Genomic DNA, 13,304 nt, shown 5'->3' with positions numbered 1-13,304 from the left:
TCAGTGCTGCGACTGGTGGAAGCGCGTCACGCGGCGCGCCCGCAGGTGCACCTGGGCGCCGGGGCGCAGCTGCAGCCGCTCGCGCAGTGCGCTGAACTCGGCACGCGGCAGTTCCACGTCGACATAGCCGCCGTCGTCCAGGCGCTTGAACTCGATGCGGGTGTTGGGGCCCACGGTCAGCGTCTGCGACAGGGTCACGGCGAGGCTGCCCTCCTCGGGCCGCTCGACGATCTCCAGCTCGTGCGGGCGCACGTAGGTCACCTCGCCGTCGGCCGCGCCCGGCGCATGGCCCAGACGGCCGTGGAACAGGTTCACGTCGCCGAGGAACTGCAGCACGAAGGGCGAGGCCGGATGGTCGTAGACCTCGTCCGGGCTGCCTTCCTGCTCGATGCGGCCCTGGTTCATCACCACGATGCGGTCGGCGACTTCCATCGCCTCGTCCTGGTCGTGGGTGACGAACACGCTGGTGACGTGCATCTCGTCGTGCAGGCGGCGCAGCCAGCGGCGCAGCTCCTTGCGCACCTTGGCGTCCAGCGCGCCGAACGGTTCGTCCAGCAGCAGCACCTGCGGCTCCACCGCCAGCGCGCGGGCCAGCGCGATGCGCTGGCGCTGGCCGCCGGAGAGCTGGTGCGGGTAGCGGTCGGCGATCCAGTCCAGCTGCACCAGCTTGAGCAGCTCGTTGACCTTGGCGCGGATCTCGCGCTCGGACGGGCGCGTCGCCTTGGGGCGCACGCGCAGGCCGAAGGCCACGTTCTCGAAGATCGTCATGTGGCCGAACAGCGCGTAGTGCTGGAACACGAAGCCGACCTGGCGCTCGCGCACGTCGGCAAAGGTGGCGTCCTTGCCGTGGAACAGCACGCTGCCGCTGTCGGGGACTTCCAGGCCGGCGATGATGCGCAGCAGCGAGGTCTTGCCCGAGCCCGAAGGACCCAACAGGGCCACCAGCTCGCCCGACGGGATGTCGAGGTTGATGTTGTCGCAGACGACCGTCTGGCCGAAACGCTTGTTGAGGTTGCGGACTTCGATGCTCATGCGCTTTCTCCTGCGAGCTGGATGTCGCGCTTCATGCGCTGCTCGACGATGAATTTCAGGACCAGGGTCACCAGGGCCAGGCCGGCGAGCAGCGACGCCACGGCGAAGGCGGCCGCGAACTGGTACTCGTTGTAGAGGATCTCGATGTGCAGCGGCATGGTGTTGGTCTCGCCGCGGATGTGGCCCGAGACCACCGACACCGCGCCGAACTCGCCCATCGCGCGCGCGTTGCACAGGATCACGCCGTACAGCAGCGCCCACTTCACGTTGGGCAGCGTCACGCGCCAGAAGATCTGCCAGCCCGAGGCGCCCAGCACGCGGGCGGCCTCCTCCTGCTCCTGGCCCTGTGCCTGCATCAGCGGGATCAGCTCGCGGGCGATGAACGGGAAGGTGACGAACACGGTGGCCAGCACGATGCCCGGCACCGCGAAGATGATCTTCAGGTCGTGGTCACGCAGCCATTCACCGAACCAGCCCTGCAGGCCGAACACCAGCACGTAGATCAGGCCGGCGATCACCGGACTGACGGAGAACGGCAGGTCGATCAGCGTCAGCAGCAGGTTCTTGCCGCGGAAGTCGAACTTCGCGATCGCCCAGGCCGCGGCGATGCCGAACACCAGGTTCAGCGGCACCGAGATGCCGGCGGCCAGCAGCGTCAGCTTGATCGCCGAGACCGCGTCGTCGTCGGTGATCGCCGCGAGGTACACGTCGACGCCCTTCTTGAAGGCCTCGACGAACACCGTGACCAGCGGCACGAACAGGAACAGCGTGAGGAACAGCAGCGCCACGCCGATCAGCGTCCACTGCACCCAGCGCGCTTCCTGCGTCGCCGAGCGCGCGTCGGGCGGCGGCACGGCCGCGTCGGTGCGGGAATTCAAAGGCAAGGTCGCGGAACTCATCTCATTTGCCCTGGCGCTTGCGGGTCCAGGCCTGCAGGAGGTTGATGCACAGCAGCATCACGAAGGACATCACCAGCATGACCACCGCGATGGCCGTGGCACCGGCGTAGTCGTACTGCTCCAGCTTGGTGATGATCAACAGCGGCGTGATCTCCGAGACCATCGGCATGTTGCCCGCGATGAAGATCACCGAGCCGTACTCGCCGAGCGCGCGGGCGAAGGCCAGCGCGAAGCCGGTCAGCAGCGCCGGCATCAGGATCGGCAGGATCACGCGGCTGAAGGTCTGCCAGCGCGAAGCACCCAGCGTCGCGGCCGCTTCCTCGAGTTCCTTGTGCAGGTCCTCGAGCACCGGCTGCACGGTGCGCACGACGAACGGCAGGCCGATGAAGGTCAGCGCGACGAACACGCCCAGCGGCGTGAAGCTGACCTTGAACGGCAGCCACTGGCCGATCCAGCCGTTGTGCGCGTAGATGGCCGTCAGCGCGATGCCGGCCACCGCGGTCGGCAGCGCGAACGGCAGGTCGACCAGTGCGTCGACCAAGCGCCGCCCGGGAAACGAGTAGCGCACCAGCACCCAGGCCACCAGCAGGCCGAACACCGCGTTGATCAGGGCCGCGCCGAACGAGGCGCCGAAGGTGAGCCGGTACGAGGCCACCACGCGCGGCGAGCTGACCGCTTCCCAGAACTGCGGCCAGGTCAGCGTGAACGACTTCAGGAACGCCGCCGACAGCGGGATCAGCACGATCAGGCTGATGTACAGCAGCGTGAACCCGAGGGCAATGTCGAAGCCCGGCAGCACGCTGTGCCGCCGCAGCAGGGTGCGCGAGAGGATCATGGACGACGCCTGTCGGGGTTCAGCGCTTGGCCGCGGAGAGGATCTGGTCGTAGACGCCGCCGTCGTCGAAGTGCTCCTTCTGGGCGCGCGTCCAGCCACCGAACACCTCGTCGACCGTGAAGAAGTTGATCTTCGGGAAGACGCTGGCGTACTTGGCCAGGACCTTCTCGGAACGCGGGCGCAGGTGGTGCTTGGCGGCGATCTCCTGGCCTTCGTCGGACCACAGGTACTTCAGGTAGGCCTCGGCCTGGCGGCGCGTGCCCTTCTTGTCGACGACCTTGTCGACCACGGTCACCGGGTTCTCGGCCAGGATGCTCCAGGACGGGTAGACCACGTCGAACTTGTCGCCGAACTCGCGGATGATCAGCGGCACCTCGCTTTCGAAGGTGGCCAGCGCGTCGCCGATGTCGCGCTGCGCGAAGGTGGTGGTCGCCGCGCGACCGCCGCCGTCGAACACCGGCACGTTGGCGAAGATGCGGCGCACCAGCTCCTTGGCCTTGGCGGCATCACCACCGGTCTTGATCACCGAGCCCCAGGCGGCCAGGTAGGTGTAGCGGCCGTTGCCCGACACCTTCGGGTTGGGGATCACGACCGAGACGCCCGGGCGCGCCAGGTCTTCCCAGCCCTTGATGCCCTTGGGATTGCCCTTGCGCACCAGGATCACCGAGGTCGAGGTGGTCGGCGCGCTGTTGTCCGGCAGGCGCTTGGCCCAGTCGGCCGGGATCAGGTTGCCGCGCAGGTGCAGGATGTCGACGTCGTTGGCCTGGTTCATCGTCAGCACGTCGGCCTGCAGGCCGTCGGCGACGCTGCGCGCCTGCTTGCTGGAGCCGCCGTGCGACTGGTTGATCGTGATGTCTTCGCCGGCGGTCTGCTTCCAGTAGCGCTGGAAGGCGGCGTTGTAGTCCTTGTAGAACTCGCGCGAGACGTCGTAGCTGACGTTGAGCAGCGTCGGGCCGGCGGCCACGGCGGCAGTCAGCGGAGCGGCCAGCGCCGCGGCGGCCAGCGAGGCCAGCAGGCGGCGGCGGATCAGGGAAGCGCGGAAGTCAGTCATGTACAGCCCATTGAGTCAATGCGGGGATGCTAGGCCCCCGCGCTTCTAAAAAGAACAAATACTTCTTTTGATCCAAATGAGAAAAACAAATAAAGCCCACCCGGAGCTGCCCGGGCGGGCTCGCAGGTGCCAGGGCAGGTGGACCGGCACCTGCCGCGCCGGTCCGGAGTGCCCGCTTACTTGCTGACGTAGATCTGGTCGAAGGTACCGCCGTCCTGGAAGTGGGTCTTGGAGGCCTTCTGCCAGCCGCCGAACGCCTCGTCGATCGTGAACAGCGTCAGCTTCGGGAACTGCTTCTCGTACTTGGCGGCCACGGTCGGGTCGGTCGGGCGATAGAAGTTGCGCGCGGCGATGTCCTGGCCTTCGGGCGTGTACAGGTACTCGAGGTAGGCCTGGGCCACCTCGCGGGTGCCACGCTTGTCGACCACCTTGTCGACCACGGCCACCGGCGGCTCGGCCAGGATGCTGAGCGACGGTACCACGATCTCGAACTTGCCCGGGCCCAGTTCCTTCAGCGCCAGCAAGGCTTCGTTCTCCCAGGCGATGAACACGTCGCCGATGCCGCGCTCGACGAAGGTGGTGGTGGCGCCGCGCGCACCGGAGTCGAGCACCGGCACGTTCCGGTAGAGGCGGGCCACGAAGTCCTTGGCCTTGTCGTCACCGCCGTACTTGCGCTTGGCGTATTCCCAGGCGGCCAGGTAGTTCCATTGCGCGCCACCGGAGGTCTTGGGGTTGGGCGTGATCACGGCGATGCCCGGCTTGACCAGGTCGTCCCAGTCCTTGACGCCCTTGGGGTTGCCCTTGCGCACCAGGAACACGATGGTCGAGGTGTACGGCGTGCTGTTGCGCGGCAGGCGCTTCTGCCAGTCGGCCGGCAGCAGCTTGGCCTTCTCGTGCAGCGCGTCGATGTCGTAGGCCAGCGCCAGGGTCACGACGTCGGCTTCCAGGCCGTCGATGACCGAGCGGGCCTGCTTGCCCGAACCGCCGTGCGACTGCTTGATGGTCACGTTGTCGCCGGTCTTGGCCTTCCAGTGGGCCGAGAAGGCCTTGTTGAACTCGACGTACAGCTCGCGGGTCGGGTCGTACGAGACGTTGAGCAGGGTCACGTCCTTGGCGAGCGCGGCCGGCACGGCGGCCGCCAGGGCCACGGCAGCAGCCAGGCTGCGGATGAAACTGCGGCGTAGGGTCATGGTGCGGATCCAGTTGCGGTGATGCGATGCAGGGATGCTAGGGAGGCCGCCCCGGACAAGGAACGAATGGATGCGCCGATGCTTATGCGCAAAACGAGAAAGCGGCCCTGCGGTCAGACGGCGAACGACAGCTCCAGCGGGTGCGCCCAGTGCCAGCGCTGCGTGCGATGCACCTGCTGGCGCAGCAGCTGCACCAGCCTGTGCGCCTGCGGCCACGGCCCGAAGCCGGCCTCCACGTTGATGTGGCCGACGTCGCCCAGGTTGATGAAGTGGCTGCGCCAGCGGTGCGCCCAGTCGCGCGCCTTGGTGGCGCTCATCCACGGGTCGGTGTCGCTCGCGACCAGGTAGCTGGGCAGGCCGAGCGGCCGCTGCGGCAGCAGCGCGGCCACGCCGAACTTGTCCGGGTCGGCGGTCGCGGCGAGCAGCGCCGCGCGCACCGGGCTGTCGTTCCAGGAGAAGCGGCAGAGGTAGCGCGCCAGGGCCAGGCAGCCGAAGCTGTGCGCCGCGGCCACCCAGGTGTGCCCGGGGTGCGCCTGCAGGGTCTCGCCGATGCGGTCGGCCCAGCGGTCCAGGTCGGGCGTGTCCCAGTGGTCCTGCTCGACGCGCACGCTGTGCCGCCAGCGCTGCTGCAACCAGGTCTGCCAGTGGCCCGGGCCGCTGTTGCCGAGGCCGGGGACGACCAGCAGCCGCACCTTGCTGCCTTGGTAAGCCATGGACGCGCCTCCCCGCGTCACAGCGCGGCGATCGACACTTCGGTCGACTTCACCAGCGCGATGACCTCCTTGCCGACCACCAGCCCGAGCTCCTTGACGGAGCGCGTGGTGATCACCGAGGTGACGACCAGGCCACTCGGGGTTTCGACGTCGATTTCCGAGACCACCGGTCCCTCGATGATCTCCTTGACCTTGCCGCGGAACTGGTTGCGGACGTTGATGGCGGAAATGCTCATGCAGGCTCCTCTTGCGCGATGGGGATGCCGCGCGGATGCGCGGCGTCAGCACAAGGTAGCCGGCCTGCCGCCGCTCAGGAAGGAAGATTTCCGAGGCAGCTCATGCGCACGGCGCAGATGCAGGAGGCCTGCCCGTGCCCCCGGCGCAGGGGCACGCCGCCAGGCCCGGGAAGCGCGGGGTCAGCGCGCGGCCGCGATCGCAGCCTGGATGGCCGCTTCGGCGTCGCCGTCGACGCCGAGCACCATGCCGACCGAGCCGCCCTCGCGCGCCGCGCGGCGCAGCGCGCGCGGCAGGGTGTCGCCCAGCAGCCGGTCGAGGTCGGCGCCGAGGAAGCTGCGTTCCTCCGCCTTGCCTGGCCCGCCGACCAGCGCGACGAAGCGGAACAGCGAGGACGCCTCCCAGACCTGCACCGGCTCGGCCGCGAGCAGCTCGGCCAGGCCCGGAAAACGCGGTGCCAGCGCGCGCACCGCGAGCAGCACGCCACGGCCGGCCTCGGACTTGTCGAGCACGATGCAGTAGCGCGCGCCGTCCGGGCCGAACTCGCCCGCGGCGAGGCGGCGCTGCAGCGTGTCCTGCTTCTGCTTCAGTTGTGCGTTCTTGCGTTTGGCCTCGCCCATCGCGGTGCGTCCTCGGTTGACTGACGAGGCCGCAAATATAGACGCTTCCGGCCCCGGGGGGCGGGCGCCCCGGCACCGGACCGGCCGCTCAGATCGCGAAGCGCCACAGCGGGGCCTGCGGCAGCGGCTGCGGCGGGGCGGCCTCCTGCGCCGCGGGCTGCCGCAGCACCCGCTCCAGGATGCGCGCCTCGATGTCCGCGAAGCCGCTCGCGCCACGCGCACGCGGGCGCGGCAGCGCGACGCGCTCGTCGAAGGCGACGCGATGCTCCTCGATCAGCACGATGCGGTCGGCCAGCGCCACGGCTTCGGCCACGTCGTGCGTGACCAACAGCGCGGTGAAGCCGTGCTCGCGCCACAGCCGCTCGATCAGCTGCTGCATCTCGATGCGCGTGAGCGCATCCAGGGCGCCCAGCGGCTCGTCGAGCAGCAGCAGGCGCGGCCGGTGCACCAGCGCGCGCGCCAGCGCCACCCGCTGGCGCTGCCCGCCGGACAGCACCGCCGGCCACTCCTGGGCGCGCTCGGCCAGGCCCACCTGGGCCAGCGCCTCGCGGGCACGCTCGCGCGCATCGGGCCCGGACAGGCCCAGCGAGATGTTGTCCAGCACGCGCTTCCATGGCAGCAGGCGCGCGTCCTGGAACATGATGCGCGTGCCATCCGCACCGGCTTCGCCCTGCGGCACGCCGTCGAGCCTCACCGTCCCGTCGTCGCCCCGCTCCAGGCCAGCGACCAGGCGCAGCAGGGTGCTCTTGCCGCAGCCGCTGCGGCCCACGATGGCGACGAACTCGCCCGGCGCGATGCGCAGGTCGATGCGGTCCAGCACCTGCCGCCCACCATAGGACTTGGACAGCCCCTGCGCCCACACCTCGGTGCCGCGTGCCGCGCCGCTGCGCGCGATCGGGACGCGGGCCGCGGCGACAGGGTCGGCGGCGGTGCGGTCCAGGAACACCGGCAGCTCCAGTTCGTTGGTCACATGCATCGCCCTCTCCTCATGCCGCGGCGCTGCGGTAGCCAGGATGCCAGCGCAACCACCAGCGCTCCAGCGCCTTGGCCAGCACGTCGGCCAGCTTGCCGAGCAGGGCGTAGAGCAGGATGCCCACGACCACCACGTCGGTCTGCAGGAACTCGCGCGCGTTCATCGTCATGTAGCCGATCCCCTCCTGAGCCGAGATGGTCTCGGCCACGATCAGCAGCACCCACATCAGCCCCAGCGAGAAGCGCAGCCCCACCAGGATGGACGGCAGCGCGCCGGGCAGGATCACCTCGCGGTACAGCGACCAGCCCTTGAGCCCGTAGCTGCGCGCCATCTCGATCAGGCCGCGGTCCACCGAGCGGATGCCGTGGAAGGTGTTGAGGTAGACCGGGAAGAACACCCCCACCGCGACGAGGAACAGCTTGGCCGCCTCGTCGATGCCGAACCACAGGATGACCAGCGGGATCAGTGCCAGCGCGGGGATGTTGCGCACCATCTGCAGCGTCGAGTCGAGCAGCGTCTCGGCGATGCGGAAGGTGCCGGTCAGCAGGCCCAGCGCCAGGCCCAGTCCGCCGCCGATCGCCAGCCCCGCGAAGGCGCGGCCGGTGCTGACCGAGACGTGCGTCCACAGTTCACCCGAGGTGGCGAGCGCCCAGAAGGCGGTGATCACCGCCCACGGCTCGGGCAGCACGCGGCTGGACAGCCAGCCGGCACGTGCCGAGAGCTCCCAGGCGACGAGGACCAGCACGGGCACCAGCCAGGCAAGCCCGCGGTGCAGGCGGGCGCGCCAGGCCGCGTCAGACGGCGATGAGGAGGTCTTGGACATGGGCGCGGACCGGAGTGTCGATCGAGGTTGAGGGCGGCTCGACCAGCTCGAGCCGGTTGCCGAACGGGTCTTCCACGTAGACGCGGCCGTCGGTGAAGGCCGAGCGGTCGACGCGGTGGCCGGCCGCTTCCAGCGCGTCGGCCAGGCGCGCGACGTCGACCACGCGCAGCGCCAGGTGCGCCTGCGGCGCGACGCCGGTGTAGTAGCCCTCGCTGAGGTCCAGGCGCTGCCAGCCGAGCGAATAGCGCAGCACCCCGGGGTAGTCCAGCCCCGGGTCGCGCACCTCCTTCAGGCCCAGCAGGCCTTCGTAGAAGGCGCGCGCGACCGGCGCGGTGCGCGGCGGGATGGGCAACTGGATGTGGTCCAGGCTGCGGATGGCTTCGGTCATGACGACTCCTGCGATGACTCAGCTCGCGCTGACCTGCGGGGCGGCCTGGCCCGGCACGATGCTGTTGGCGACGATCTCGCCGAACGGCCCGGTCAGCACGCGCTGCGGCGCCTGCCCGTCGCCATGCTGCAACGGCAGCAGCGGAAACACCAGCTCGGCAAAGCGGTACGCCTCCTCCAGGTGCGGGTAGCCGGAGAGGATGAAGTGCGACAGCCCCAGGTCGGCGTATTCCTTCAGGCGCTCGGCGACCTGCTGCGGGTTGCCCACCAGCGCCGTGCCGGCCCCGCCGCGCACCAGGCCGACCCCGGCCCACAGGTTGGGGGAGATCTCCAGCCCTTCGCGCACGTTGTCGCGGTTGAAGCGCCCGCGGTGCAGCTCGGCCATCCGGCGCTGGCCGACCGAGTCCATGCGGGCGAACTTCTCCTGCGCTGCGGCGATCACGCGGTCGTCGAGGTGCGACACCAGCTCGGCCGCTGCCTGCCACGCCGCCTCCTCGGTCTCGCGCACGATCACGTGCAGGCGGATGCCGTACTGCAGCGTGCGCCCGTAGCGCGCGGCGCGCTGCTTGACGTCGGCGATCTTCCCGGCCACCGCCGCAGGCGGCTCGCCCCAGGTGAGGTAGGTGTCGAGCTGCTGCGCGGCCAGCTCGTGCGCCGCCTCCGACGAGCCGCCGAAGAACAGCGGCGGGTACGGGCGGCTGACCGGCGGGAACAGCGCCTTGGCGCCCTTGACCTGCAGGTACTTGCCTTCGAAGTCGAAGTCCTGCCCGTCGTGGCTGCGCGCCAGGATCTCGCGCCAGATCGTCAGGAACTCGCGCGACAGCTCGTAGCGTTCGGCATGGTCGAGGAACAGGCCGTCGCCCTCGAGCTCCTCGGGATCGCCGCCGGTGACGAGGTTCACCAGCAGTCGCCCGCCGCTGAGGCGGTCCAGCGTCGCGGCCATGCGCGCCGTCTGGGCCGGCTGCATCAGGCCCGGGCGCAGCGCCACCAGGAACTTGAGCCGGCGCGTCGCGCCGATCAGGCTCGACGCGAGCACCCAGGAGTCCTCGCAGGACCGCCCGGTGGGAATCAGCACGCCTTCATAGCCCAGGCTGTCGGCCGCGACGGCCACCTGCTTGAAGTAGTCGTAGGTCGCGGCGCGCGCGCCCCGGGCCGTGCCCAGGTAGCGCGAATCGCCGTGCGTGGGGATGAACCAGAAGACTTTCATGGCGTCACGTCCTCCTCCTGCAACGTTCGATGAACGGATCAACCGGCGCGATGCGCCGCCGGGTTGCCGGCGGGCTGCCAGACGGCCTGCGCCACCTCGATGCGGCGCGGGATCAGTCCCAGCTCGCGGAAGGCATCGGCCACGCGCTGCTGCTCGGCCACCAGCTCGGGCGTCAGCGGTGCGACCGGCGAGGGGTTGCGCCGCGCCAGCACGCGCAGCACCGTGTCCACCGGCAGGCCGGTGACCTGCGCGTACAGCTGCGCGGTTTCCTGGCGGTGCGCCTGCGCGTAGGCGTCGGCCTCGGTCAGGCCGTCGAACAGCACGGTCAGCGTCCCGGGATGCCGGCTCGCGAAGCCGCGCGCGGCGAGGTAGAAGGTGTGGTTGCCGGTCAGCCCGCGGCTCGTGACCAGCACGCGCACGCCGCCACCCACCTCGGCGGCCGCGTAGTACGGGTCCCAGATCACCCAGCCGTCGACGCTGCCGCGCTCGAAGGCCGCGCGCGCGTCGGCCGGTGCCAGGTAGACCGGCGTGATGTCGGACCACTGCAGCCCGGCCTTGCGCACGATCTGCACCAGCAGGTAGTGCGCGCTCGAGCCCTTCTGCAAGGCGATCTTGCGGCCCTTCAGGTCGGCCAGCGCGTTCAGGCCCGAGTCCTGGCGCACCAGCAGGGCCGAGCTGTCCGGCTTGGGCGGCTCGGCGCCGACGTACAGCAGGTCCTTGCCGGCCGCCTGCGCGAACACCGGCGGCGAATCGCCGGTGGCGCCGAAGTCGATGCTGCCCACCGCGAGCCCCTCGAGCAGCTGCGGCCCGGCGGGGAACTCGGTCCACGACACCCGCGTGTCGGGCAGGCGTTGTTCCAGCAGGCCGCGCTGCTTGAGCAGCAGCAGGTTCAGCGAACCTTTCTGGAAGCCGATGCGCAGCTCCTTCGGAGCCGCTGCGGCGCGCACGCCCGTGGCGACGAGTGCAAGCGAGGCGGCGGTGCCGGCCAGCAGCCGGCGGCGCGTGAACGTATGGCGATCGTCCATGGTGGATCTCCTTGCCGTGCGGTTCAGCGCGCCGACGCCGTCGCGGTGCGCGGCAGCGCGTCGACGATGCGGATCGGCCGGGGGATCAGCTTCAGGTCCAGGAACACGTCGGCGATGCGCTGCTGCTCGGCCGCCACCTCGGGCGACACCGGCACCACGCCGAAGCTGTAGCGGGACAGGCTGCGCTCGACCACCTCCGGGTCCAGCCCCTGCAGCGGCGCGATCAGCTGCGCGGCCTCCTTCGGGTGGGCCTTGAGCCAGCGGCCCTGCGCCACCAGCTCCTCGAACAGCACGGCAATCGCCTCCTGGTGCTGCTCGGCAAAGCGCCGCGCGGCGAGGTAGTAGGCGTAGTTCTTCACCACCCCGGTACCGTCGGCCAGCACGCGGGCGTCGACCTGCTTTTCCGCAGCCGCGAGGAAAGGATCCCAGATCGCCCAGGCATCGACGCTGCCGCGCTCGAAGGCCGCCCGCGCATCGGCCGGCGCGAGGAACACCGGCTGCACGTCGCGGTAGGTCAGCCCGTGCTCCTCCAGCAGGCGCACCAGCAGGTAGTGCACGTTGGAGCCCTTGTTGAGCGCGATCTTCTTGCCCTTCAGGTCGGCCACCGTGCGCAGCGGCGAGTCCTTCGGCACCAGGATGGCCTCGGCCTGAGGTGCGGCCGGGTCATGGCCGACATAGACGAAGTCCGCGCCCGCGGCCTGCGCGAAGATGGGCGGCGCCTCGCCCACGTAGCCCAGGTCCACCGAACCGACGTTCAGCCCTTCGAGCAGCTGCGGCCCGGCGGGGAACTCCACCCACCGGACCTTCAACCCCAGCGGCGCGAGCCGTTGCTCCAGCGTCTGGCGCGACTTCAGCAGCACCAGCAGGCTGGCCGACTTCTGGTAGCCGATGCGCAGCTGCGCAGCCGGCTGCGCCACGGCGGCACCCGACGCGAACGCGGCGATCGTGACCGACAGCACCGCGGCCACGTTGTGCAGCCAGCGGCGGCGCGAAGCCGCTTCCGGCGGCGTCGTGGCGTTCGATCGATCCATGATGCTTTCCTCCCTGCCGTATGAGAAAAAAGAAGCTCCCTCGCCACGCGTGGCGAACCCCGGAATCGGTCTGTGCAGCGAGGGAGCGGAACGGCGCGCGAGGCGCCGAGGAGACAACCCGGTGACGGGTATCAGGGCATCAGGAACATCGGCCGGCCGGCATGCAGGACGCCGCGCGAGATGCCAGGCCCAGGACGTCGGGCAGCGAGTGCCCCGGCACCTGGGGGGACGGGAATGACGGACGGGCGAGCAAGCCGACGACGTTCATTGAAGCTCCCTGTGGCTGGTCCATACCGTGATGACAGGAGCGAACGATAGAGGGACGCGACGCCGCCGCGAACGAACGATTTCGCCTTAGGTTGGTTGAAAACCGCATGTGGCACCGCCCCCGCCCACAGGAGCGCCGGCAGGGGGCTTGCCAAGGACCGGACAAACCACGCTATAATCGCGGGCTCTTGGCGCTTTAGCTCAGTCGGTTAGAGCGACGGAATCATAATCCGCAGGTCCGGGGTTCGAATCCCTGAAGCGCCACCAAATTTTCTCCTACGCAGCAGGCACTTAGCGCGCATCGTCCGCTAGGTGCCTTTTGCTTTGCAGGCGCCGTGTCAGCGCTGGCGTCAGCCGCAGCGCACGGCGCCTGCACCCTGCCCGCCTCGCCGCACTGGCCGGCCGCCCTGCTGCGGCAGAGTCCCTCTGCGCTCGTGTGACGTTCGTAGACCTCGCCTCATCGACGAAAACACACTGGCGGTCCCGTAGCCACACTTCATCGGAGCCGCCATGTCGAAGGACGCCACCCAGCCCGCTAAGCAGCCCAACGTGACCGAGCGCCTGTGGTCACTGTTCGATCAGGTTGGCGTCGAAGCCCTGCCGCTGAACTTCGCGCAGGCGCTCGCCGAGGCCGAGGGCCTGAACCGCACCAGCGCCGGCATCGCGTTCTACCGCTGGCGCGCCGCGCGGCTGCCGAGCCAGGAGCAGCACGCGGCCTGAACCTGTTCAACAAGCACCAGCAGCCCGGCCGAGCGCCGGGCTTTTTGTTGGCCGTATCGGGCACGGCGGGGCCTGCGCCCCGCCGGCCACTTCAACGCTTGTGCTTCGTCTTGTCGGCGATGGTGTACGTCTGGCCCGACTTGGGGGTCGGGGGCAGCGGCTCACCACGCACGACGGTGACCTCGGTGCGGGTCGTGTTGTTGCGGTACTGCCCGGATGCGGGCGCTTTGGTGCCGGGCGGCAGTTTGCTGTTCGATGCCATTGTTGAACTCACGAGTTAAGGTTCGAGATGCCGGC

Annotated in this window: 16 protein-coding genes and 1 tRNA gene; 2 read left to right on the top strand and 15 right to left on the bottom strand. The window is 69.7% G+C overall.

The features are described from left to right. The 14 genes from IS481_RS04170 to IS481_RS04105 all read right to left on the bottom strand — a co-directional run bounded on the left by IS481_RS04170 (position 1) and on the right by IS481_RS04105 (position 12,020). The gene (locus IS481_RS04170) at positions 1-1,032 is read right to left on the bottom strand and encodes a sulfate/molybdate ABC transporter ATP-binding protein (protein WP_104355994.1); all 1,032 of its coding nucleotides are present in this window, start codon (positions 1,030-1,032) and stop codon (positions 1-3) included. Beyond that, the gene (gene cysW / locus IS481_RS04165; RefSeq protein WP_104355993.1) at positions 1,029-1,931 is read right to left on the bottom strand and encodes a sulfate ABC transporter permease subunit CysW; all 903 of its coding nucleotides are present in this window, start codon (positions 1,929-1,931) and stop codon (positions 1,029-1,031) included. Before cysW ends, IS481_RS04170 begins: the two co-directional genes overlap by 4 nt. Position 1,932: 1 nt before the next feature. Continuing rightward, positions 1,933-2,766 carry a sulfate ABC transporter permease subunit CysT gene (cysT, locus tag IS481_RS04160; protein WP_104355992.1) on the bottom strand — a complete coding sequence of 278 codons (834 nt, stop codon included), beginning with the start codon at positions 2,764-2,766 and terminating at the stop codon, positions 1,933-1,935. Between the two features lie 19 nt (positions 2,767-2,785). Further along, complete coding sequence (locus IS481_RS04155; protein WP_104355991.1) at positions 2,786-3,817, bottom strand: sulfate ABC transporter substrate-binding protein; 1,032 nt, start codon at positions 3,815-3,817, stop codon at positions 2,786-2,788. Positions 3,818-3,993: 176 nt separating this feature from the next. Beyond that, entirely contained in the window at positions 3,994-5,007 is a 1,014-nt protein-coding gene (locus IS481_RS04150) for a sulfate ABC transporter substrate-binding protein (protein ID WP_104355990.1), read from the bottom strand. Positions 5,008-5,120: 113 nt separating this feature from the next. Continuing rightward, positions 5,121-5,720, bottom strand: coding sequence for an RBBP9/YdeN family alpha/beta hydrolase (locus IS481_RS04145; RefSeq protein ID WP_104355989.1), 600 nt, complete (start codon positions 5,718-5,720; stop codon positions 5,121-5,123). A gap of 17 nt (positions 5,721-5,737) precedes the next feature. Then, complete coding sequence (locus IS481_RS04140) at positions 5,738-5,956, bottom strand: TOBE domain-containing protein (RefSeq protein ID WP_104355988.1); 219 nt, start codon at positions 5,954-5,956, stop codon at positions 5,738-5,740. Positions 5,957-6,136: 180 nt separating this feature from the next. Further along, a complete protein-coding gene (locus IS481_RS04135) occupies positions 6,137-6,574 on the bottom strand; it encodes a hypothetical protein (RefSeq protein WP_104355987.1) in 438 nt (145 codons plus the stop codon). 88 nt (positions 6,575-6,662) lie between these two features. After that, positions 6,663-7,550 carry an ATP-binding cassette domain-containing protein gene (locus IS481_RS04130; protein ID WP_104355986.1) on the bottom strand — a complete coding sequence of 296 codons (888 nt, stop codon included), beginning with the start codon at positions 7,548-7,550 and terminating at the stop codon, positions 6,663-6,665. A 10-nt stretch (positions 7,551-7,560) separates the two neighbouring features. Continuing rightward, on the bottom strand, positions 7,561-8,370 hold the full coding sequence (ssuC, locus tag IS481_RS04125) for an aliphatic sulfonate ABC transporter permease SsuC (protein WP_104355985.1): 810 nt from the start codon (positions 8,368-8,370) through the stop codon (positions 7,561-7,563). After that, a complete protein-coding gene (locus tag IS481_RS04120; RefSeq protein ID WP_104355984.1) occupies positions 8,342-8,758 on the bottom strand; it encodes a VOC family protein in 417 nt (138 codons plus the stop codon). The genes ssuC and IS481_RS04120 overlap by 29 nt, the downstream gene beginning before the upstream one ends. Positions 8,759-8,776: 18 nt before the next feature. Then, on the bottom strand, positions 8,777-9,964 hold the full coding sequence (ssuD, locus tag IS481_RS04115) for an FMNH2-dependent alkanesulfonate monooxygenase (RefSeq protein ID WP_104355983.1): 1,188 nt from the start codon (positions 9,962-9,964) through the stop codon (positions 8,777-8,779). 38 nt (positions 9,965-10,002) lie between these two features. Continuing rightward, the gene (locus IS481_RS04110; RefSeq protein ID WP_104355982.1) at positions 10,003-10,989 is read right to left on the bottom strand and encodes a sulfonate ABC transporter substrate-binding protein; all 987 of its coding nucleotides are present in this window, start codon (positions 10,987-10,989) and stop codon (positions 10,003-10,005) included. 23 nt (positions 10,990-11,012) lie between these two features. Further along, a complete protein-coding gene (locus IS481_RS04105; protein WP_104355981.1) occupies positions 11,013-12,020 on the bottom strand; it encodes a sulfonate ABC transporter substrate-binding protein in 1,008 nt (335 codons plus the stop codon). A gap of 457 nt (positions 12,021-12,477) precedes the next feature. On the opposite strand from IS481_RS04105, the gene IS481_RS04100 reads away from it, so the two are divergent. After that, positions 12,478-12,554, top strand: a tRNA-Met gene (locus IS481_RS04100). 243 nt (positions 12,555-12,797) lie between these two features. Continuing rightward, complete coding sequence (locus IS481_RS04095) at positions 12,798-13,007, top strand: hypothetical protein (protein ID WP_104355980.1); 210 nt, start codon at positions 12,798-12,800, stop codon at positions 13,005-13,007. 91 nt (positions 13,008-13,098) lie between these two features. Here the strand turns inward: IS481_RS04095 and IS481_RS04090 are convergent, their stop codons facing one another. Then, entirely contained in the window at positions 13,099-13,269 is a 171-nt protein-coding gene (locus IS481_RS04090; RefSeq protein ID WP_170067428.1) for a hypothetical protein, read from the bottom strand. Positions 13,270-13,304 lie beyond the last annotated feature (35 nt).

The organism is Caldimonas thermodepolymerans (genome assembly GCF_015476235.1).
In the GTDB taxonomy this organism is placed as follows: domain Bacteria; phylum Pseudomonadota; class Gammaproteobacteria; order Burkholderiales; family Burkholderiaceae_C; genus Caldimonas; species Caldimonas thermodepolymerans.
The sequence above is the reverse complement of the archived record's forward strand: the minus strand, read 5'-3'. Positions and strand labels throughout refer to the sequence as shown.